Raw genomic sequence first — 20,298 nt, 5'->3', positions numbered from 1 at the left:
CCTTCGTCCGCACCGTGGGGACCGGTACCGCGAAAGCCACTGAGGAGACACCATGCCGCCTGGCCTCTCGAGCACGCTGAGCGCACTCGGGCTGCGGCCCGACGCGCAGGCCCTGGCGCGGGTTGTGGAGGTGATCGGTGGTAGCTGGAGCAGGCTGCCTCTGCTCCGCGGCGACGCGCGGTACGACGTGGATGTGTCGGAGGATACCGACTCAGAAGCGTTGCGGGCCCTTCTGGCGCCTTGGCTCGCCGACGACGGCCCTTCCGTGTTCGTCGCCTGGCCGGCGGATCGCGTGGCTGTCGAGATGCGGGCGTCGGCTCTGCTTGCCACCCTCGATGACCTCTGGTACCCGTCCATGGACGAGCTGATCGTGGTGGCGACGGCGGCCTCGGGGGAGTTCCTCGTCCTCGTGCTGGATCACGAGGAGCGACTGACCTGTACGCGGCTCGCGCCTCGGTCCCCCTCTCGCCGCCGGGCTCGGGTGGCCTGTGTGCACTGTGGGCAGGACTGGTTGCGGGGGTATCGGGCCGAGGAGAGCGGGGAGTGGTTCCTGCTGTGTCCGGAGTGCGATTCGCTGTGGCTGGAGGGGCAGGATCCCGGGGTGGGCACGGAGTTGTATCTGAGTGAGTTCCTGGAGACGCGAGGGACGTCCTGGGATCGGCTGCGGCCTGAGGCATGACGAAGGGCCCGGCATCCGCTGCTCGCGGATCCCGGGCCCTTCACCCGCGCGTCAGCGTCAGCGGGCCGCGTCCGGGTGGACCGACTCCGTGACCGGGCGGTCCTCCGTGACCTTCTTCTCGACCGGCTTGCGGAGCTGGATGTTCAGCTCGCGCAGGCGGGTCTCGTCGAGCTCGGTCGGGGCGCCCATCATGAGGTCCTGCGCGTTGCCGTTCAGCGGGAACGCGATGGTCTCGCGGATGTTGGGCTCGTCCGCGAGGAGCATGACGATGCGGTCGACGCCGGGGGCGATGCCGCCGTGCGGCGGGGCGCCGTACTGGAAGGCGCGGAGCATGCCGGCGAACTCGGTCTCGACGGTCTCGCGGCTGTAGCCGGCGATCTCGAAGGCCTTGAACATGATGTCGGGCTCGTGGTTCCGGATGGCGCCGGAGGACAGCTCGATGCCGTTGCAGACGATGTCGTACTGCCAGCCGAGGATGTCCAGCGGGTCCTTCGTCTCCAGGGCCTCGAGGCCGCCCTGCGGCATGGAGAAGGGGTTGTGCGAGAAGTCGATCTTGCCGGTCTCCTCGTCCTTCTCGTACATCGGGAAGTCGACGATCCAGGCGAAGCGGAAGACGTTCTCCTCGAACTGGCCCGCGCGCTTGGCGGCCTCGACCCGGACCGGGCCCATGATCTTGGAGACCTCGTCGAAGTCGCCGGCGCCGAAGAACACCGCGTGGCCGGGCTTGAGGCCCAGGCGCTCGGTGAGGACCTTGACGTTCTCCTCGGTGAGGAACTTGGCGATCGGGCCGGTGAGGGCGTTCTCCTCGCCGACGCGGACCCAGGCCAGGCCCTTCGCGCCGAGGGAGACGGCGAAGTCGCCGAGGCCGTCGAAGAACTTGCGCGGCTGGTCGCCGGTGTCCGGGACGGCGAGGGCGCGGACGTGCTTGCCGGCGAACGCCTTGAACTCCGACTTCTCGAAGACGTCGGTGATGTCGACGAGTTCGAGCGAGGTGCGCAGGTCGGGCTTGTCGTTGCCGTACTTGAGCATCGACTCGCGGAACGGGATCCGCGGGAACGGCGAGGTGACGTGGCGGCCGCCGCCGAACTCCTCGAAGAGCTCGGTCATGAGCTTCTCGATCGGCTGGAAGACGTCCTCCTGCTCGACGAAGCTCATCTCGACGTCGAGCTGGTAGAACTCGCCGGGCGAGCGGTCGGCGCGGGCGTCCTCGTCGCGGAAGCAGGGCGCGATCTGGAAGTAGCGGTCGAAGCCCGAGATCATGAACAGCTGCTTGAACTGCTGCGGGGCCTGCGGGAGCGCGTAGAACTTGCCCGGGTTGAGGCGGGACGGGACGACGAAGTCACGGGCGCCCTCGGGGGAGGTCGCGGTGAGGATCGGGGTCGCCATCTCGTTGAAGCCGAGGGCCACCATCTTGGAGCGGATGGCGGCGATGACGGCGGAGCGCAGCATGATGTTGCGGTGCATGCGCTCGCGGCGCAGGTCGAGGAAGCGGTACTCCAGGCGCCGCTCCTCGTTGACGCCGTCGTCGGCGTTGATGGTGAAGGGGATCTGCTTGGCGGCGCCGAGGACCTCGACCTCGCCGACCTCGACCTCGACCTCGCCGGTGGGCAGCTCGGGGTTGACGTTCTCCGTGCCGCGGGAGACGACCTTGCCGTCGACGCGGACGACGGACTCCTTCGTCAGCTTGTCGAGGGCCTCGTAGGCGGGGGTGCCGGGGCGGGCGACGAGCTGCGTGATGCCGTAGTGGTCGCGCAGATCGATGAAGAGGATGCCGCCCAGGTCTCGACGGTTGTGCAGCCAGCCGCTGAGCCGGACGTCGGTGCCGACGTCAGAGGCGCGGAGCTCGCCGCAGGTGTGGGACCTGTACCGATGCATCGTCGTTCATCCAGTCTTCGGGATCGGAGAGAAAGCGTGAGACCTCGGCCCGGGCAGTGCCGGGGCCGCCCCAAGCCTACCGGGACACCCAAGATCGCGATTCGAATACTCTCGGTGGCGACACGCAGTCCGATATTCATAAAGTGGGGCAATGCGCACCGAGGACGTCCTGGCCGCGATCGCCACGGGCCTGTGGCGCTGGGACAACGCTTCCGGGATCGTCTCGCTCGACGCCGAGGCCGCCCGGCTGCTCGGGCTGCCCGCGGAGCCGGTGCGGCTGACCGAGGCGGCGGTGCGGTCGCGTTTCCATCCGGTGGACTGGAACGAGATCGACGGCGTGGTCAACCTGGCGGTGGCGGAGGGGACGCTGGCCGAGGCGCGGCTGCGGATCATGGACGAGAGCGGCCGGGTGGTCCGTACGGTACGGAGCCGGTCCAAGCCGCTGGTCGAGGGCGGCGACTACCAGCTGGTCGGCACGATCCAGGAGGTGGCCGAGCCGCAGCCGGGGACGGCCGGGCCGCACACGCCGATCACGGGCGACTGGCGGCGGTCGCGGGAGGCGTTCCTGCTGGACGCGGGGCGGGCGCTCGCGGAGGCGCGGTCGACGGCGGAGGTGCTGCGGGTGGCGGCCTCGCTGTCGATGCCGGGGTTCTCGCCGGACGGGCTCGCGGTCTTCGGGATGTCGGGCGAGCGGCTGACGGTGATCGGGCACCACGGGCAGCGGGACGGCGACGAGGGCCCCTTCACGTCGATGTCGCTGGCGACGGACTATCCGGCGGCGGAGGTGGTGCGGACCGGGCGGGCGATCTATCTGCCGTCGCCGGAGGAGTACCGGCGCCGCTTCCCGATGACGTGGCCGCTGGCGGAGCGGTTCGAGCGGCAGTCGTGGGCGTTCGTGCCGCTGGTGGTGGCGGGGCGGACGATGGGCGCCTGGATGGCGGCCTTCAAGCACCAGGTGGCGTTCACGCCGGACGAGCGGTCGGTGCTGACGACGGTGGCGCGGATGCTGGCGCAGGCGCTGGCCCGGGCCGGGGTGGCGGAGTCGGAGCGGGAGCTGTCGCTGGGGCTCCAGCGGACGATGATGCCGGTGCTCGGCCCGGGGATCCCGGGGATCCAGGTGGCGGCGCGGTACGTGCCGACCGGCGGCGGGCTCCAGGTGGGCGGCGACTGGTACGACATGATCCGGCTGCCCGGCGGCCGGAGCGGCGGCGCGGGCCGGATCGCGCTGGTCATCGGGGACGTCCAGGGGCACGACGTGCGGGCGGCGGCGCTGATGGGCCAGCTGCGGATCGCGCTGCGGGCGTACGCCTCCGAGGGGCACCGGCCGGACGCGGTGCTGTCGCGGGCCTCGCGGTTCCTGTACGGGGTGAACGACGGGTACGGGGCGGAGGCGGAGGGTCCCGGCGGCGGGCCGCGCTTCGCGACCTGCCTGTACCTGGAGGTGGACCTGGAGACGGGGACGGTGGACATCGCGCGGGCGGGTCACCCGGACCCGGCGGTGCGGATGGTCGACGGGACGGTCCTGCTGAGGCCGACGGCGGGCGGGCTGCCGCTCGGCATCGACGCGGACACCGACTACCCCACCACCCGGCTCACCCTCGATCCCGGCGAGACGCTGATGATCTGCACCGACGGGCTGCTGGAGACCGGCGGGCACGACCTCGACAGCGGCTGGGAGCGGGTCAGGCGGCTCCTGGAGGAGCACCGGGGCGACGACCTGGAGGAGCTGGCCGACACCCTCGTGGAGGCGGTGCACGGCCCGGGTTCCCACCACACCACCGGCCCGCTGGCGGACCGGCGCGAGGACGACATCGCGGTGCTGCTGCTCTCGCGGCGGCCGGCGACGACGGTACGGGAGACCCCGCGCCGCACCCTGATGACGATCGCCCAGGCGGAGCCGGAGCGGATCGCGGAGGCGCGCGAGCAGGTGCGGCAGCTGCTGCACGACTGGACGGACGAGGACCAGCTCGACGCGGCGGTCCTGATGGTCTCGGAGATGGTCACCAACGTGCTCGTCCACACGGACGGCGACGCCCTCCTCACCGCCGAGGTCGCCTGCGGGGGGAAGTCCCGCCGCCTGCGGGTCGAGGTCTCCGACGCCAGCGACGAACTCCCGCACATGCGCCACCCCGGCGAGATGGCCTCCAGCGGCCGCGGCCTCGTCCTGATGGAGATGCTGGCGGACGCGTGGGGCGTCGCACCACGCGGCGAGGGCAAGACGATCTGGTTCGAACTCCGCGAACCGGCGGACCCGGAGGGCTGCTGCCCGTAGGGCTGGCGGCGGCCGTACGGGCACGGCGCCGGCGCTCGTACGACCACCGGCCGGCGCTCGTACGACCACCGGCCGGCGCGCGTACGGCCTCCGGCGACACGGGTACGGCCTCCGGCGACGTGCGAGGCGCCTCCGCACGCGCGCGTGCGCCCGTCTCCCCGCCGCGCGGTGGGCGGGGAGGCGGCGGAGACTGGTGTCGTACGGCCGCCGGGGGGACCACGGAGCTCGTCATGGACACCCACAAGGTCGGCAGCGACACCACCGTCATCGCCGACAGCCTGGAGATTCCGGGGATCGGCCACATCCCCGTCAACGCCTATGTGCTGACCGCCGCCGAACCCGTCGTCGTGGACACCGGTCTGTCGCTGGAGGACCGGGACTTCCTCGCCGTGCTCGCCGGGGTGATCGACCCGGCCGAGGTGCGGTGGATCTGGCTCACCCACCCGGACCGCGACCACACGGGCGGGATCTTCGACCTGCTCGACGCGGCGCCACGCGCGCGCGTGGTGACCACCTTCCTCGGGTTCGGGATCATGACCACCGAGCGGCCGCTGCCGCTGGACCGGGTGTACTTCCTCAACCCGGGGCAGTCCCTGGACGTCGGCGACCGGGCCCTGCACGCCTTCCGTCCGCCGCTCTTCGACAGTCCGGCGACCGTCGGGTTCTACGACGACCGGACCCGGATCTGCTTCAGCTCGGACTGCTTCGGCGCCCCGATGCCGAGCGCCGAACTCGCCGAGAGCGGGCACGCGAGCGATCTGAAGCCGGAGGAGCTGCGGGACGCGCAGCTGCTGTGGGCGACGATCGACAGCCCGTGGGTGCACGTGGTGGACCCGGAGAGGTACCGGGCGACGCTGGCCCCGCTGCGCGAGGCGGCCCCGGAGATCGTGCTCTGCACCCATCTGCCGCCGGCCGTGCGGATGACGGACCGGATGCTGGGGACGCTGGCGGCCGCGCCGGACGCGGACCCGTGGGTGGGCCCCGACCAGGCGGCCCTGGAGGCCATGCTGAAGTCCTTCGAACCGGGCGGGGCGCCGGTCTAGGCGGTCTTCTGCGGTCTTCTACGCGGTCTTCTACGCGGTCTTCTCGGGGGCCGCGGCGGAGCCGTACCGGGCGCGGAGCTCGCCGAGGATGCCGGTGGCGGCGGCGGTGAGGGGGACGGCGAGGAGCATGCCGAGGATGCCCGCCACGGAGGCGCCGGCGGTGATGGCCAGCATCACGGCGGCGGGGTGCATCTGGACGGTGCGGCTCTGGACCATCGGCTGCAGGACGTTGCCCTCGATGACCTGGACGGCGAGGACGATGCCGAGCACCCACAGGGCGATGGCGAAGCCGCGGTCGGCGAGGGCGACGAGGACGGCGACCGCGCCGGAGAGGAAGGCGCCCAGGTAGGGGATGTAGGCGGTGACGAAGACGAGGGCGGCGAGGCCGATCGCGCCGGGCACCTGGAGGATCAGCAGGCCGACGCCGATGAGGACGGCGTCGACGAAGGCGACGAGGGTGGTGCCGCGCATGAAGCCCTCGACGGCCTCGAAGGCGCGGCGGGCCATGGCCTCGGCGGTGTCGGAGGTGCCGGACGGGACGAAGGCGCGCAGGGCGCCGACGGCCTTGTCGGAGTCGCGGAGGAAGAAGAAGATCAGCAGCAGGGCGAGGACGGCGGTGGCGAGCATCTGCCCGACGACGCTGAGCCCGGAGATCACGCCGGAGGCGGCGGTCCCGCCGAACCGCTCCAGGAGCTTCTTGGCGTTGGCGGCCAGGTCCTCCAGCGAGGTCCCGGCGGCGCCGAAGTGCTCGGCGATGTCGACGGCGGCCTGGCGGAGCGAGGCGAGGATCTGGTCGCCGGTCTCGATGAGCGCGGCGACGACGATGTACGTGGCGCCGCCGACGACCACGAGGACGGCGGCGACGGTGATGGCGGCGGAGAGGGACGCGCTGACCTTCATCCGCAGCAGCCGGCGGTAGAGCGGGCCGAGCAGCGCCGTCCCGAGGATGGCGAGCAGCACCGGGGTCACGGCCGTCTTGAAGACCACGCAGAGCCAGATGAAGACGGCGGCCACCCCGGCCACCAGGAGCAGCACGGCGCACCAGGCGGCGAGCTTGCGGGCGGGCTCGGGAAGCAGGGGTGTTCGACTCGTCTCCACCCGTCCATAAGATCACACCGATGTCCGCCGAATGCGGACATGACGGGCCGTCCGGGCGACGACCCGTCACATCGGCGCGGGCCGCCTACTCGCCCATGCCGTGCACGGCCGGGATGGTGCCGAGGCGGCCGGCCTGGAAGTCCTCGAAGGCCTGCCGGAGTTCGGCCTGGGTGTTCATGACGAACGGGCCGTAGTGGGCCATGGGCTCGCGGATGGGCTGTCCGCCGAGGAGGACGACCTCCAGGTCCGGGGTGTGCGAGTCCTGCTTCTCGTCCGCGCGGACGGTCAGCGAGCCGCCCTGTCCGAAGACGGCGGTCTGGCCGAGGTGGATCGGACGGCGCTCGGCGCCGACGGTGCCGCGGCCGGCCATGACGTAGGCGAGGCCGTTGAAGTCCTCGCGCCAGGGCAGGGTGATCTCGGCGCCGGGGCGGAGCGTGGCGTGGATCATCGTGATCGGGGTGTGGGTGATGCCGGGGCCCTGGTGCCCGTCCAGCTCGCCGGCGATGACGCGGAGCAGCGCGCCGCCGTCGGGGGAGGTGAGGAGCTGGACCTGGCCGCCGCGGATGTCCTGGTAGCGGGGGGCCATCATCTTGTCGCTCGCGGGCAGGTTGACCCACAGCTGGAGGCCGTGGAAGAGGCCGCCGCTGACGACGAGGGACTCCGGCGGGGCCTCGATGTGGAGGAGGCCGGAGCCGGCGGTCATCCACTGGGTGTCGCCGTTGGTGATGGTGCCGCCGCCGCCGTTGGAGTCCTGGTGGTCGAAGGTGCCGTCGATGATGTAGGTGACGGTCTCGAAGCCGCGGTGGGGGTGCCAGGGGGTGCCCTTGGGCTCGCCCGGCGCGTACTCCACCTCGCCCATCTGGTCCATCATGATGAACGGGTCGAGGTACTGGTAGTTGATGCCCGCGAACGCGCGGCGGACCGGGAAGCCCTCGCCCTCGAAGCCCTGGGGGGCCGTGGTGACGGCGAGCACGGGGCGCGGGGTGGCGTCGGCCGCGGCGACGACGCGCGGCAGGTTGAGCGGGTTCTCGACAGTCACGGCGGGCATGGCGGGACCTCCTTCGTACGGCCTGAGGGCACGGTGGCCGGCTCGGCCTGTCCTCGTACGACCACTTTAGTTGAATGCTGAACTTCCTGCCACCCGGAACGCGGAACGCCCGGGAGGAATTCCTCCCGGGCGCTCTCTGCTCTTCGTCACGTCCAGCGTGCGTCAGCCGTACATCCGCCGCATCGCGAAGTCGACCATCTGCTCCACGGCCTTCGCGTCGAAGACCATCCGGTGGTCGCCCTCCATGTCGAGGACGAAGCCGTAGCCGGTCGGCAGCAGGTCGATCACCTCGGCGCCGGTGATCACGAAGTACTTCGACTCCTTGCCCGCGTACCGCCGCAGCTCCTTCAGCGAGGTGAACATCGGGATCACCGGCTGCTGGGTGTTGTGCAGGGCCAGGAAGCCGGGGTTGTCCCCGCGCGGGCAGTAGACCTTCGAGGTCGCGAAGATCTGCTGGAAGTCCTCGGCGGCGAGGGTGCCGGTGGTGAAGGCGCGTACGGCGTCGGCGAGGGAGGGCGGCGAGGGCTCGGGGTACAGCGGGGCCTGCTGCTGCCCGTACCCGCCGGGCACGCCCCCCTGCATGCCCGCCTGCGGCGCGTACTGCCCCTGCGGAGGCGGTCCGTACTGCTGCTGCGCGCCCGGATTCTGCTCGTAGCCGTACATGGGCCCTGAGCCTACTGCGTCACAGATCGCCCGGAAGGGGTTGCTCTTATTACCGGTGGGTAGCATCATCGGAGAGAAGAGTGCGCTACTCGTGAGTAGGACCTGGGTGGCGCGCGCACGAGGAATCCCTCCCCGAGTCTTTACGGAGCCGTCGCCATGGGGCACTACAAGTCGAATCTCCGCGACATCGAGTTCAACCTCTTCGAGGTGCTCGGCCGCGACAAGGTGTACGGCACCGGTCCGTTCGAGGAGATGGACGTCGACACCGCCAAGAGCATCCTCGACGAGATCCGCCGCCTCGCCGAGAACGAGCTGGCCGAATCCTTCGCCGACGCCGACCGCAACCCGCCGGTCTTCGACCCGGAGACCAACACCGCCCCGGTCCCGGCCACCTTCAAGGCGTCCTACGACGCCTTCATGGAGTCCGAGTACTGGCGCCTCGGCATCCCCGAGGGCATCGGCGGCACCGTCTCCCCGCGCTCCCTCGTCTGGGCCTACGCGGAGCTGCTGCTCGGCTCGAACCCGGCCGTCTGGATGTACTCCTCCGGCCCGGCCTTCGCCGGCGTCCTCTACAACGAGGGCAACGAGGCGCAGAAGAAGGTCGCCCAGATCGCCGTCGAGAAGCGCTGGGGCTCCACCATGGTCCTCACCGAGCCCGACGCGGGCTCCGACGTCGGCGCCGGCCGCACCAAGGCCATCCAGCAGGAGGACGGCTCCTGGCACATCGAGGGCGTCAAGCGCTTCATCACCAGCGGTGAGCACGACATGGAGGAGAACATCCTCCACTACGTCCTCGCCCGCCCCGAGGGCGCCGGCCCCGGCACCAAGGGCCTCTCCCTCTTCCTCGTCCCCAAGTACGAGTTCGACTGGGAGACCGGCGAGCTGGGCGCCCGCAACGGCGTCTACGCCACCAACGTCGAGCACAAGATGGGCCTCAAGGCCTCCAACACCTGCGAGATGACCTTCGGCGACCAGCACCCCGCCAAGGGCTGGCTCATCGGCGACAAGCACGACGGCATCCGCCAGATGTTCCTCATCATCGAGTTCGCCCGCATGATGGTCGGCACGAAGGCGATCTCCACCCTCTCCACGGGCTACCTCAACGCCCTGGAGTACGCCAAGGAGCGCGTCCAGGGCACCGACCTGGCCAACTTCATGGACAAGGCCGCGCCCAAGGTCACCATCACCCACCACCCCGACGTCCGCCGCTCGCTGATGACGCAGAAGGCGTACGCCGAGGGCATGCGCTCCCTCGTCCTCTACACGGCCTCCGTCCAGGACGCCATCCAGGTCAAGGAAGCGGCCGGCGAGGACGCCAAGGCCCTGCACGGCCTCAACGACCTCCTGCTCCCGATCGTGAAGGGCTACGGCTCCGAGAAGGGCTACGAGCAGCTCGCGCAGTCGCTCCAGATCTTCGGCGGCTCCGGCTTCCTCCAGGAGTACCCGATCGAGCAGTACATCCGGGACTCCAAGATCGACACCCTCTACGAGGGCACCACCGCCATCCAGGGCCAGGACTTCTTCTTCCGGAAGATCGTCCGCGACCAGGGCGCCTCCCTGAACACCCTCTCCGAGGAGATCAAGAAGTTCCTCGCGGTCGGCACCGGCGGCGAGGAGCTGGCCGGCGCCCGCGACGCGCTCGCCAAGGCGGCCGTCGACCTGGAGGCGATCGTCGGCAAGATGATCACCGACCTCACCGCCACCGGCGAGGACGTCAAGAACATCTACAAGGTCGGCCTCAACACCACCCGCCTCCTCATGGCCTCCGGCGACGTCGTCGTCGGCTACCTGCTGCTGCGCGGCGCGGCCGTCGCCGCCGAGAAGCTCGCGGCCGGCGCCACCGGCAAGGATGTCGCCTTCTACCAGGGCAAGATCGCGGCCGCGAAGTTCTTCGCCGCCAACGTCCTGCCCGGCGTCTCCACCGAGCGCCTCCTCGCCGACGGCGTGGACGGCGGCCTGATGGACCTGGACGAGGCGGCGTTCTAGTACCTCGGTACGTGGGGTGGGGTACTCGTACCCCACCCCACAGGAACACGCCTCGATCCTTACTGGAACGGCCCGTCCCCGGGGAGGGGGGCGGGCCGTTCCGCCTTGGCGGGAGCCGCCGAGAAGCGGCCCGGCTCACCCCGCCCGGCACCGCCGAAACGCCCCCGTAAGGTGGGGCGCATGAGCAGCGCAGCTTCCCGACCGGCGTCCGCACCCTTCGGCCCCGGCCACACCGATGACCTGATGACCTTCCTCTCGGCGTCCCCGTCGCCGTACCACGCGGTGGCCAACACCGCCGAGCGGCTGGAGAAGGCGGGCTTCCGCCGGGTCGAGGAGACCGCGGCGTGGGACGGGACCAGCGGCGGGAAGTTCGTCACCCGCGGCGGCGCGATCATCGCCTGGTACGTGCCCGCGGGCGCCGACCCGCACACCCCGTACCGGATCGTCGGCGCCCACACCGACTCCCCCAACCTGCGGGTGAAGCCCCGCCCCGACATGGGCACCCAGGGCTGGCGGCAGATCGCCGTCGAGATCTACGGCGGCACCCTCCTCAACACCTGGCTCGACCGCGACCTCGGCCTCGCCGGCCGCCTCACCCTCCGCGACGGCAGCCACCGCCTCGTCAACGTCGACCGGCCGCTGCTGCGCGTCCCGCAGCTCGCCATCCACCTCGACCGCAGCGCCAACGACGGGCTGAAGCTCGACCGCCAGCGCCACATGCAGCCGGTCTGGGGCACCGGTGACGTCCACGAGGGCGACCTGATCGAGTTCGTCGCCGGCGAGGCCGGCGTGGACGCCGAGGACGTGGCCGGCTGGGACCTGATGGTGCACGCCGTCGACGCCCCCGCCTACCTCGGCCGCGACCGCGAACTCGTCGCCGGACCGCGCATGGACAACCTGATCTCCGTCCACGCCGGCGTCGCCGCGCTCACCGCCCTCGCGGGCCGCGACGACCTCCCGTACATCCCGGTCCTCGCCGCCTTCGACCACGAGGAGAACGGCTCCGAGGCCGACACCGGCGCCCAGGGCCCCCTCCTCGGCACCGTCCTGGAGCGCTCCGTCTACGCCCGCGGCGGCGGCTACGAGGACCGCGCCCGCGCCTTCGCCGGCACGATCTGCCTCTCCTCCGACACCGGCCACGCCGTCCACCCCAACTACGCGGAGCGGCACGACCCGACGCACCACCCGCGCGTCAACGGCGGCCCGATCCTCAAGGTCAACGTCAACCAGCGGTACGCCACCGACGGCACCGGCCGCGCCGTCTTCGCCGCCGCGTGCGAGAAGGCGGGCGTGCCGTGGCAGTCGTTCGTCTCCAACAACGACATGCCCTGCGGGACCACCATCGGCCCCATCACGGCCGCCCGCCACGGCATCACCACCGTCGACATCGGCGTGGCGATCCTCTCCATGCACAGCGCCCGCGAGCTCTGCGGCGCCGAGGACCCCTACCTCCTCGCCAACGCCCTGGTCGCCTTCCTGGAGGGCTGAGCTCCGGCTAGGCGTCCAGGCCGGCGAGGATCAGCGGGAGGCGGCTCGCGCCGCCTTCCGTGAGCTTCACCGGGACGCCCCAGTCCTGCTGGTGGACGTGGCAGGCCGGGTACTCGTTGGCCGGGTCGTCGTCGCAGGACGCGGCCATCGCGGAGACGTGCAGGACGCCCTCGGTCAGGGCCGGGTTCAGCTCCAGGTCGCGGAAGAGGTCCGTGCCGGTGCCCTCGCCGGAGAGCAGCAGCTCCGGCGGGGTGGAGGAGACCAGGAGGCGGGTCGAGGGGCCGTACCGCTCGTCCAGCTTCTGGCCCGTCGGGGCCGTGAAGACGACGTCCAGGCGGAAGGCGCCGGGCGCGACCTCGGTGGCCTCGCGCCGGGTGCGGTGCGCGACCGCCTCCACCTTCACGGCCTCCTCGGGGAGCCGCAGCCGGGTGAGGCGGTGGCGCGCCGACTCGACGACGACGATGTCCTCGCCGACCAGGACCGCGTCGCTGGGCTCGCGCAGATCCGTGGCGAGGGTGGTGACCTCGCCGGTGGCCGGGTCGTAGCGGCGCAGGGCGTGGTTGTACGTGTCGGAGACCGCGACCGAGCCGTCGGGCAGGGCCGTCACGCCGAGCGGGTGCTGCAGGAGGGCCTGCTCGGCGGCGCCGTCCCGGTGCCCGAAGTCGAAGAGGCCGGTGCCGACGGCGGTGTGGACGGTGCCGTCGGTGTCGACGTACCGCAGGGCGCTGGTCTCCGAGTCGGCGATCCACAGCCGGTCCTCGGTGGCGGCGAGCCCGGACGGCTGGGCGAACCACGCCTCGGCGCCGGGCCCGTCGACGAGCCCCTCGTTCGTCGTGCCGGCCGCGACCTCGACGGTCCCGGACTCGGGGTCGTACGTCCAGATCTGGTGCACGCCGGCCATGGCGATCCACACCTTGCCCCGCCACCAGGCGACGTCCCACGGCGAGGACAGGTCCACGTCGAGCGCCGGCCCGGAGGTCGGCGAGCCCTGCCACCACTGGCGGCCGGTGCCCGCGATCCGCTCCACCGCGCCCGTCGCCGGGTCGAACCGCTGGAGCGCGTGGTGCACGGTGTCCGCGACGACGACGCTCCCGTCCGGCAGCAGCGCGAGACCCTGCGGCTCGCGGAACACGCCCTCGCCGCCGATCCGGCGCACCACGGTCTCCCCGTCGGCCGCCAGCTCGACCAGCTGGTGCCGGGTGGTGTCCGAGACGAGGAAGTTCCCGTCCGCCAGGACGACCGCCTTCCCCGGGAAGCGCAGATCGGTGGCGACGGGCTCCGGCGGCACGTACGGCCCGTCCCCGCGCCGCAGCGTCCCCTTCGCCTCGTGCTCCGCCTCCAGCTCCTCGACGAGCGTCCGGATCGCGTTGGCATGCCCCTCGCCCGCGTGCTGCGCGACGACGTACCCCTCCGGGTCGATCACGACGAGCGTCGGCCAGGCCCGCACGGCGTACTGCTTCCAGGTCGCCAGCTCCGGGTCGTCGAGCACCGGGTGGTGCACCTCGTACCGCTCCACGGCGTCCACGACGGCCTGGTGCTCGGCCTCGTGCACGAACTTCGGCGAGTGCACCCCGACGATGACGAGCGTGTCCCGGTGCTTCTCCTCCAGCTCCCGAAGCTCGTCGAGGACATGGAGGCAGTTGATGCAGCAGAACGTCCAAAAATCGAGCAGAACGACCTTTCCTCGCAGGTCGGCGAGGGTGAGGTCGTCGCCGCCGGTGTTCAGCCAGCCGCCCTTGCCGATCAGCTCGGGGGCACGGACACGGGCGCGGGAACGGGGGGCGGGCGCGGGGGTGGGCGCCGGAGCGGCATCGTTCATTCTTCAAGCTTGCCATCCGTCCGTGAAGGGGCGGTGACGGGCCTGTCACCGCGGTGCGGGGCGCGGTGCGGACGGGATGCGTACGGGCGGTGCGTACGGGTGGATCGGTGGGGCCGGGTGGGGGGTGTGGGCGTGTCCCTGGGTGGGGGGTGGGGCGGGGGGACGGTGGGGTGGGCGTATGACGTGTGCGGGCAGATCATCGGACTATTCCCGCTTCCGGGGGCGTCCGGTTGTTCGGGTCGGGGCCTGGCTTCTCACCGGGGTGCTCGTGCTGCCCTGTCTCGTGCTCGCCGGGTCGGGGGCGGCGCGGGCCGGTGGGGCCGGGGACCGGGCGCTGCGGCTGGGTGTCACGGTCAACGACCGGGCGTCCGGCGGGGAGCGGCCGGTCGCGGTGCGGGCCGGGGGCCAGGTGGTGAAGCGGTACCGGCTGGTGAACCGGGGCGGGGCCGATCTGTACGGGGTGCGGGTGCGGGATTCCGGGAACCCTCCGGGGGTCGTCGTGCGCTGTCCGCGCCGGGTGCTCGTGGGGCTCACCTCCATGGAGTGCGTCGCCCGCTTCCGAGCCGTGCCCGGGGCCCGTACCGCCACCGTCCGTGCCGAGGGGCGCGTCCCCTCCCTCGGGCTGACCGCCCGCGCGACCGCCCGCGCCGGGTACACCGGTGTCCTCGGGTCCCTCGTCCTCGGCGAGCGGGTGCGCGTGGCGGGCGCGGCGGGCGAGGCCGCCGTCACGTACACCGTCGCCAACCGGGGCAACCGGGCGCTGTACGACGTGCGCCTCGCCGATCCCGCGCTCCGGCTCTCCGCCGCGGGGCTGGACTGCGGCGGGCGGCCCGGCCTCGTCCCCGTGCTCGCGCCCGGCGCCTCCGCGCGCTGCACCGCGACCGTCCGGCGGCCGGCCGGCACGCACCGCAGCACCGGTGTCGCCACCGCGACCGACCGGGTCAGGACCTACGACGGCGCAGGGCGCGTGGTCCCGGCGCCGCTGCTCACGGCGCGCGCCGGGGCCTCCTTCACCGTGGCGGAGGAGAAGGGGGAGGAAGAGACTTCGGTGGGTGTCGGGGCGCCCGGTGGGCCGGGGCGGGCCGGGGCCGTGCCGGGTGCGGGCGGGGCTCCCGGACGTGCTGCCGCGGCCGTGCCTCCGCCCTCGGGCGCGATGCCCGTCGGGCCCCCCGCGCCGGACGCGCCGCCGGCGGCCGGGGCCGAGGGCGCGGAGGCGGGGGCGGTTGTGGGTGGGGGTGCGGTCGCGGGACCCGTGCCCGGGGCTGATGGAGGCGTCGGGGGTGAGGGGCTGGTCGGGGCGGCTCCCGCCGGGCCGGAGGGCGTACGGGAAGGGGGTGCGGTGCCCGCCGCGCCGCGTCCCGACGCGCCGCGCCCGGACTCACCGCGACCCGACGTGCCACGCCCCGACGCGCCGCCCGTGGACACCGCGCCGCGGGCCGCCGGGCTCGACGACGAGGGGTTCCTCGGGCGGCTGCGGCGGCGCGGGCGGGAGGCGGACGAGATGGGGGTCGTCGTGATGCTGCTGCTCCTCCTCGTGCCGGCGGCCCTCGCCGCCGCGCTCTTCGGCAACCGGAGGTCCTGACCCGTGGCCCTGATCGAAACGCTCGTCGTCGTCTTCGGGGTCGCCCTGCTCGGCGCGCTCGCCGTCGTCGTCAAGACACGGCTCTTCCCGATCCCCGAGAGCGAGGAGCCGCGCGAGGACGTGGCCGAGTACATCGCCATGATGGTGTCGGTCCTCTACGCGATCGTCCTCGGCCTCTGCCTGGTCTCCGTCTGGGACACCCGGTCCGCCGCCTCCGACCACGCCCAGGCCGAGGCGAGCGCCCTGCACCAGACGTATCTGCTCGCGGACGCCCTCCCCGAGGAGCGGCGCGAGCCGCTGCGGGCGGCGGCCCGGACGTACGCCGACCATGTCGTGGACGTGGAGTGGCCGTTGATGGCCGCCCGGCAGCCGCTCGCCCCCGAGGGCTGGCGGCTGCTCGAACAGCTCCGGCGGGCCGGCGAGGTCGGCGACACCGCCACCGTCTCGCAGCAGATCGCCGCGCAGGAGGTGCTCGCCCAGCTCGGGTACGTGGACGACGCGCGGCGCAGCCGGGAGGCGGCGGCGGAGGAGCGGTTGTCGCCGGTGCTGTGGGCCGGGCTGGTCATCGGCGGCTTCCTCACCCTGGCCTTCATGTTCATCTTCGGGATCCACCACACCCGCACCCATGTGGTGATGGTGATGGGCCTGGCCGGCTTCATCGCCTTCACCGCGCTGCTGGTCCATCAGCTCGACGAGCCCTTCGGCGCGACGCTGGGGACGGGCCCGGAGGCGTTCACGCGCTACTTCGAGTGACGGCCCGTTGTTTCACGTGAAACAGCGGGCGGGAGACATGTCGTCATGAAATACCTCGTACGGGACAAGATCTTCGCGATCGGCGACGACTACTGGATCGAGGACGAGGACGGCCGGCACGCCTTCCTCGTCGACGGCAAGGCGCTGCGGCTGCGGGACACGCTGGAGCTGAAGGACCCCGACGGGCGGGTGCTCGTCACCCTGCGGGAGAAGTTCTTCGCGCTGCGGGACGCGATGACGGTGGAGCGGGACGGGCGGCCCCTCGCGACCGTGCGCCGCAAGCGGCTCTCGCTGCTGCGCAACCACTACCGGGTGACGCTCGTCGACGGGACCGAACTGGACGTCAGCGGGCGGATCCTGGACCGGGAGTTGCGCCGCGGGTTAGGACGCGGACACCGCGCCCCCCCGAACCCCCCGGGGGGGGGCGGGCCCCCCCGCGCCCCGCCCCCCCGCGCGCCGCGCGGGGGGGGTGGGGGGGCTCGCTCGCCCGCGCGCTGCCCCCCCCCCCACCCCCTCGCCCACGTCTCCCGCCGGTGGCTGCGCGTCCGCGACACGTACGCCGTGGACGTGGTCCGCGAGGACGCCGACGCGGCGCTGCTGATCGCGGTGGCGGTGTGCGTGATCCGGATGGCCGAGCGGGGGGACTAGAGCGCCTTCGCCAGGGCCTGTTCCAGGTCCGTCCACAGGTCCTCGACGTGCTCGATGCCGACCGCGAGGCGGACCGTGCCGGGGCCGATGCCGGCCGCCTCCAGGGCGGCGGCGTCGAGCTGCCGGTGCGAGGTGGAGGCCGGGTGCATGACCAGGGTCTTCACGTCGCCGAGGGAGACCGAGAGGGAGGCCAGCCGGACCGCCTCGACGAAGGCCCGGCCGGCGTCCCGGCCGCCCGCGAGGTCCAGCGAGATCACCCCGCCCGCGCCGTCCGGGAGCAGCCGCTCGGCGATCTCCCGGTCGGGGTGGCCGTCCAGGCCGGGGTAGCGGACGGCGGAGACGGCCGGGTGCCGCGCGAGCCGGGCGGCGAGGTCGGCGGCGGAGGCGCAGTGGCGTTCCATCCGCAGCGGCAGGGTCTGCATGCCGCGCAGGGTCAGCCAGGCGGCGAACGGGTCGGTGGTGGCGCCCAGTTCGACGGCGAAGTGGCGCAGCCGGGCGAGGAGCTCGGGGTCGCCGACGGCGACGACGCCGCCGAGGACGTCGGCGTGGCCGGCGAGGTACTTGGTGGCCGAGTGGATCGCGAGGTCGGCGCCGAGGGCGAGCGGGCGGCAGAGCAGGGGGGAGGCGAAGGTGTTGTCGACGGCGACGGGGACGCCGGCCTCGCGGGCGACGGCGGCGAGGGCCGGGATGTCGGAGACGCGGGTGGTGGGGTTGGCGATGGTCTCCAGGTAGAGGAGGCGGGTGGTGGGCCGGAGCGCGGCGGCGACCTCCGCCGGGTCCGTGCCGGAGACGTAGCTGATCTCGACGCCCCAGCGGGCGGCGAGGTCGGTGAGCATCGCGTACGTGCCGCCGTACAGGCAGCGCTGGGCGATGACGTGGCCGCCGCCGGAGAGCAGCCCGAGGAGGACGGTGTTGATGGCGCCCATGCCGGAGGCGAAGGAGAGCGCGCCTGCCGCGCCCTCCAGGCGGGCGACGGCGTCCTCCAGGGTGCGGACGGTGGGGTTGCCCATGCGGCTGTAGAGGAAGGAGTCGCCGGAGTGCATGGAGTCGGCGAGGGCGTCGGCGGATTCGAAGGCGAAGACGTGGCCCTGGTGGAGGGGGACGCCGAGCGGCACGCTGCCGGTGATCTCGACCCGGGGCGGGTGGACGGCGAGGGTCTCGGGGCGGACACCGTGGTCCGTGGTGGCGGGGCTCTCGGTGATCATGGCCCCAGTGTGGGAACCGGCGGGGGGCGTTCCCAGGTCCAATCCCGGGGAATTGGCGCTCCGGGCGCGGCCCTGGGGCGGGTGAGGGTCGTGTGAGGTCCGGCCGACCCGCCTTGTGTCCGGGCCCGTGACAGGGAACCATACGGTGCACTTGCAAACTGTTGTTCGTCGTCGTACTGCCATGGGGGCTTCGCGAGATGGGTTTTGACGAGGAGGGGGCCGGTCTGCGGTCCACCGCACCGGCGCAGGAGCCGGCGGCCATGCGGCTGAACCAGCTGGACGACGGCACGGGCGGCCGCGGCGGCGTCGGGGGCGCTCCGGACCTGAATGCCTCGCCGGAGAAGAAGAGGGCGGCGGCGAACACCATCGAGACCGAGCTGGAGCCCAGTACCGCCAAGGCCGCGGCGTGGGCGGACGAGGCCACCACGAGCGCCGTGTCCGCGTTCGGCGGCTGGGCCGTCGCCGCCGGTCTGAAGACGGTCGACTCCACGTGGAACAACCAGGTCAAGGCGTTGATGGCGCGGCTCGCGCACGAGAAGGGCGCGCTGCGTGGCACGATCGTCACCCTCTCGGGGACGGACGTGGGCGTCCGCACGCAGATCAAGGGCGTGCAGGCGCCGGTCTCCTCGATCTCCGGTTACTGAAGAGGGTGCCGGCATGCTCACCTACTCCGAGATCATGACCACCGACCTGGGCAAGCTCTCCGCCGCCGCCGACAAGTGGGACGAGATGGCGAAGGAGCTGCACCGGGTCGAGGGCCGCTACCGCGACAGTGTGCAGACGCTGCCCGACTCGCCGGCCTGGATCGGCCTGAGTGCCAACGCCGCGCGGACCAACTTCGCCGCGACCCGGTACGAGTACCAGGCGGCGCAGACCCAGGCGAAGGCCACGGCGACGCTGCTGCGCAACGGGCACCAGCAGTTCGTGGAGCTGAAGAGGCAGCTGGAGTCGGCCCGCGCCGATGCCGTGAAGGCCGGCATGAAGGTCTCCGAGGAGGGCAGGGTCGCCTACGACTACGGGCGGCTCACCCCCGGCGAGCAGCAGGCCGTCAGGCACGACCCGGACTACGCCAGGAGCATCCGGGAGGCGGAGACCTCCTGGGCCCAGCAGCTCGACGACTGCGTGAAGGCGTTCGACCTCGCCGACCAGGACCTGAAGAAGGACCTGGAGGCCGTGGTGAAGGACGGCGGCGGCGACAAGAACGACGAGACGCGCGGCACCGGCTTCAACGGCGGCGCGGACAAGGTCGCGGCGGCCGACGACAAGGCCAAGGACCAGCGGATGGACCTGGCCTGGCTGGAGATGAAGGACAACGAGACGCTGGACGACTACATCAAGCGTCTCCAGCGCGACGGCCTCACCAGGCTGACGGGCAATCCGCAGCTGGCCGAGCTGGTCACCAAGTTCACCAACGGCACGATCACGGCGGGCGCGTTCGCCGGTGCGCTGACGGCGGCCGGCATGTACTCGTACAAGCTGTCCAAGGCGCTGCGGCCGCCGTTCGTGCACCCGACCGCGCCCGGCACCTTCCTCTCCAAGCACTTCAACATGCGGCTGGCGGGCGCCGCGCCGGGCAGTCTGCTCAGCAAGGTGCCGCCGGGTCTGGCGACCGCGCTCACCGGCTCCGACGAGGCCGCCATGTGGGGCGGGTTCATGCGGAACGGCGCCTTCTTCATGCCGACCGCCGCCGAGGCCAACCTGGTCAAGGTCGCCCAGAACGGGGGTCTCGCCAACGCGGCGAAGGCGGCCGGCTGGCTGCGCGGCGCGGGTGTCGTCGGCGGTGTCGCGTCCACCGCGTACGGGGTGGCCAACCTGGCCACGTACGACACCGCCATGATCAAGGCGGATCCGGCGAAGTTCGCCACGGACCTGACCGGCACGGCCTTCAGCGCGTCGATGACGGCGCTGACCGTCGCCCCGAACCCGGTCACCCTCGGCCTGGCCGTCGGTACGGGCGTGGCGTACGGCGCCGCCCTCATCTGGGACAACCACGAGGCCATCGGCAAGGGCCTGGAGCAGGCCGGCGACTGGGTCGGCGACAAGGCGTCCGACATCGGCGACGGGATCAAGGACGGCGCGAAGAAGCTGGGCAGCGCGCTGAACCCGTTCGACTGAGCCGCGGCCGGGATTCGACCGAGA

At 72.4% G+C, this 20,298-nt stretch carries 16 protein-coding genes; 10 read left to right on the top strand and 6 right to left on the bottom strand.

Annotation, left to right across the window (positions count from 1 at the left end):
• Positions 1 to 52 precede the first annotated feature (52 nt).
• Positions 53 to 679: a hypothetical protein gene (locus ACFW1I_RS20605; RefSeq protein ID WP_384671880.1), complete on the top strand. Its 627-nt coding sequence runs from the start codon at positions 53 to 55 to the stop codon at positions 677 to 679.
• Positions 680 to 736: 57 nt separating this feature from the next.
• Here ACFW1I_RS20605 and aspS read toward each other — a convergent pair whose 3' ends face one another.
• Positions 737 to 2,554, bottom strand: a complete 1,818-nt coding sequence (gene aspS, locus ACFW1I_RS20600; protein WP_384671877.1) for an aspartate--tRNA ligase — start codon at positions 2,552 to 2,554, stop codon at positions 737 to 739.
• A 151-nt stretch (positions 2,555 to 2,705) separates the two neighbouring features.
• Between aspS and ACFW1I_RS20595 the strand changes: the two genes are divergently transcribed.
• Both ACFW1I_RS20595 and ACFW1I_RS20590 read left to right on the top strand, forming a co-directional pair.
• The gene (locus ACFW1I_RS20595) at positions 2,706 to 4,826 is read left to right on the top strand and encodes a SpoIIE family protein phosphatase (protein WP_384671875.1); all 2,121 of its coding nucleotides are present in this window, start codon (positions 2,706 to 2,708) and stop codon (positions 4,824 to 4,826) included.
• 230 nt (positions 4,827 to 5,056) lie between these two features.
• Positions 5,057 to 5,869 carry an MBL fold metallo-hydrolase gene (locus ACFW1I_RS20590; RefSeq protein ID WP_384671873.1) on the top strand — a complete coding sequence of 271 codons (813 nt, stop codon included), beginning with the start codon at positions 5,057 to 5,059 and terminating at the stop codon, positions 5,867 to 5,869.
• A gap of 30 nt (positions 5,870 to 5,899) precedes the next feature.
• Here ACFW1I_RS20590 and ACFW1I_RS20585 read toward each other — a convergent pair whose 3' ends face one another.
• The 3 genes from ACFW1I_RS20585 to ACFW1I_RS20575 all read right to left on the bottom strand — a co-directional run bounded on the left by ACFW1I_RS20585 (position 5,900) and on the right by ACFW1I_RS20575 (position 8,678).
• Entirely contained in the window at positions 5,900 to 6,967 is a 1,068-nt protein-coding gene (locus ACFW1I_RS20585) for an AI-2E family transporter (RefSeq protein WP_384671871.1), read from the bottom strand.
• A gap of 85 nt (positions 6,968 to 7,052) precedes the next feature.
• Positions 7,053 to 8,015, bottom strand: a complete 963-nt coding sequence (locus tag ACFW1I_RS20580; RefSeq protein WP_384671869.1) for a pirin family protein — start codon at positions 8,013 to 8,015, stop codon at positions 7,053 to 7,055.
• 162 nt (positions 8,016 to 8,177) lie between these two features.
• Entirely contained in the window at positions 8,178 to 8,678 is a 501-nt protein-coding gene (locus ACFW1I_RS20575) for an SseB family protein (protein WP_384671866.1), read from the bottom strand.
• A 156-nt stretch (positions 8,679 to 8,834) separates the two neighbouring features.
• On the opposite strand from ACFW1I_RS20575, the gene ACFW1I_RS20570 reads away from it, so the two are divergent.
• Complete coding sequence (locus ACFW1I_RS20570; protein ID WP_384671861.1) at positions 8,835 to 10,664, top strand: acyl-CoA dehydrogenase; 1,830 nt, start codon at positions 8,835 to 8,837, stop codon at positions 10,662 to 10,664.
• 180 nt (positions 10,665 to 10,844) lie between these two features.
• Entirely contained in the window at positions 10,845 to 12,152 is a 1,308-nt protein-coding gene (locus ACFW1I_RS20565; protein WP_384671859.1) for a M18 family aminopeptidase, read from the top strand.
• Between the two features lie 7 nt (positions 12,153 to 12,159).
• Here the strand turns inward: ACFW1I_RS20565 and ACFW1I_RS20560 are convergent, their stop codons facing one another.
• Positions 12,160 to 13,971 carry an NHL domain-containing thioredoxin family protein gene (locus ACFW1I_RS20560; protein ID WP_384671856.1) on the bottom strand — a complete coding sequence of 604 codons (1,812 nt, stop codon included), beginning with the start codon at positions 13,969 to 13,971 and terminating at the stop codon, positions 12,160 to 12,162.
• A gap of 268 nt (positions 13,972 to 14,239) precedes the next feature.
• On the opposite strand from ACFW1I_RS20560, the gene ACFW1I_RS20555 reads away from it, so the two are divergent.
• The 3 genes from ACFW1I_RS20555 to ACFW1I_RS20545 are packed head-to-tail and all read left to right on the top strand — an operon-like array spanning position 14,240 to position 16,954.
• Positions 14,240 to 15,553 carry a hypothetical protein gene (locus tag ACFW1I_RS20555; protein WP_384671854.1) on the top strand — a complete coding sequence of 438 codons (1,314 nt, stop codon included), beginning with the start codon at positions 14,240 to 14,242 and terminating at the stop codon, positions 15,551 to 15,553.
• Between the two features lie 3 nt (positions 15,554 to 15,556).
• Positions 15,557 to 16,306 (top strand): hypothetical protein, encoded by a 750-nt coding sequence (locus ACFW1I_RS20550; RefSeq protein ID WP_384671851.1) that lies wholly within the window; start codon positions 15,557 to 15,559, stop codon positions 16,304 to 16,306.
• A 45-nt stretch (positions 16,307 to 16,351) separates the two neighbouring features.
• The gene (locus ACFW1I_RS20545; RefSeq protein WP_384671848.1) at positions 16,352 to 16,954 is read left to right on the top strand and encodes an LURP-one-related/scramblase family protein; all 603 of its coding nucleotides are present in this window, start codon (positions 16,352 to 16,354) and stop codon (positions 16,952 to 16,954) included.
• Here the strand turns inward: ACFW1I_RS20545 and ACFW1I_RS20540 are convergent.
• A complete protein-coding gene (locus tag ACFW1I_RS20540) occupies positions 16,951 to 18,159 on the bottom strand; it encodes a trans-sulfuration enzyme family protein (protein ID WP_384671847.1) in 1,209 nt (402 codons plus the stop codon). The two genes, ACFW1I_RS20545 and ACFW1I_RS20540, sit on opposite strands and share 4 nt — an antisense overlap.
• Before the next feature lie 197 nt (positions 18,160 to 18,356).
• Between ACFW1I_RS20540 and ACFW1I_RS20535 the strand changes: the two genes are divergently transcribed.
• Positions 18,357 to 18,803 (top strand): hypothetical protein, encoded by a 447-nt coding sequence (locus ACFW1I_RS20535; RefSeq protein WP_384671845.1) that lies wholly within the window; start codon positions 18,357 to 18,359, stop codon positions 18,801 to 18,803.
• 13 nt (positions 18,804 to 18,816) lie between these two features.
• Positions 18,817 to 20,274 carry a hypothetical protein gene (locus ACFW1I_RS20530; RefSeq protein WP_384671843.1) on the top strand — a complete coding sequence of 486 codons (1,458 nt, stop codon included), beginning with the start codon at positions 18,817 to 18,819 and terminating at the stop codon, positions 20,272 to 20,274.
• Positions 20,275 to 20,298: the final 24 nt, after the last annotated feature.

Source organism: Streptomyces sp. NPDC058955, assembly GCF_042741435.1.
In the GTDB taxonomy this organism is placed as follows: Bacteria; Actinomycetota; Actinomycetes; order Streptomycetales; family Streptomycetaceae; genus Streptomyces.
The sequence above is the reverse complement of the archived record's forward strand: the minus strand, read 5'-3'. Positions and strand labels throughout refer to the sequence as shown.

Excerpts from the sequence above, each read along its gene's own strand:
- ACFW1I_RS20530 (WP_384671843.1), top strand. The coding sequence starts at position 18,817 with ATGCTCACCTACTCCGAGATCATGACCACCGACCTGGGCAAGCTCTCC.
- aspS (WP_384671877.1), bottom strand. The coding sequence starts at position 2,554 with ATGCATCGGTACAGGTCCCACACCTGCGGCGAGCTCCGCGCCTCTGAC.
- ACFW1I_RS20565 (WP_384671859.1), top strand. The coding sequence starts at position 10,845 with ATGAGCAGCGCAGCTTCCCGACCGGCGTCCGCACCCTTCGGCCCCGGC.
- ACFW1I_RS20580 (WP_384671869.1), bottom strand. The coding sequence starts at position 8,015 with ATGCCCGCCGTGACTGTCGAGAACCCGCTCAACCTGCCGCGCGTCGTC.
- ACFW1I_RS20540 (WP_384671847.1), bottom strand. The coding sequence starts at position 18,159 with ATGATCACCGAGAGCCCCGCCACCACGGACCACGGTGTCCGCCCCGAG.
- ACFW1I_RS20595 (WP_384671875.1), top strand. The coding sequence starts at position 2,706 with ATGCGCACCGAGGACGTCCTGGCCGCGATCGCCACGGGCCTGTGGCGC.
- ACFW1I_RS20535 (WP_384671845.1), top strand. The coding sequence starts at position 18,357 with ATGGGTTTTGACGAGGAGGGGGCCGGTCTGCGGTCCACCGCACCGGCG.
- ACFW1I_RS20575 (WP_384671866.1), bottom strand. The coding sequence starts at position 8,678 with ATGTACGGCTACGAGCAGAATCCGGGCGCGCAGCAGCAGTACGGACCG.
- ACFW1I_RS20570 (WP_384671861.1), top strand. The coding sequence starts at position 8,835 with ATGGGGCACTACAAGTCGAATCTCCGCGACATCGAGTTCAACCTCTTC.
- ACFW1I_RS20590 (WP_384671873.1), top strand. The coding sequence starts at position 5,057 with ATGGACACCCACAAGGTCGGCAGCGACACCACCGTCATCGCCGACAGC.
- ACFW1I_RS20545 (WP_384671848.1), top strand. The coding sequence starts at position 16,352 with ATGAAATACCTCGTACGGGACAAGATCTTCGCGATCGGCGACGACTAC.
- ACFW1I_RS20560 (WP_384671856.1), bottom strand. The coding sequence starts at position 13,971 with ATGAACGATGCCGCTCCGGCGCCCACCCCCGCGCCCGCCCCCCGTTCC.
- ACFW1I_RS20605 (WP_384671880.1), top strand. The coding sequence starts at position 53 with ATGCCGCCTGGCCTCTCGAGCACGCTGAGCGCACTCGGGCTGCGGCCC.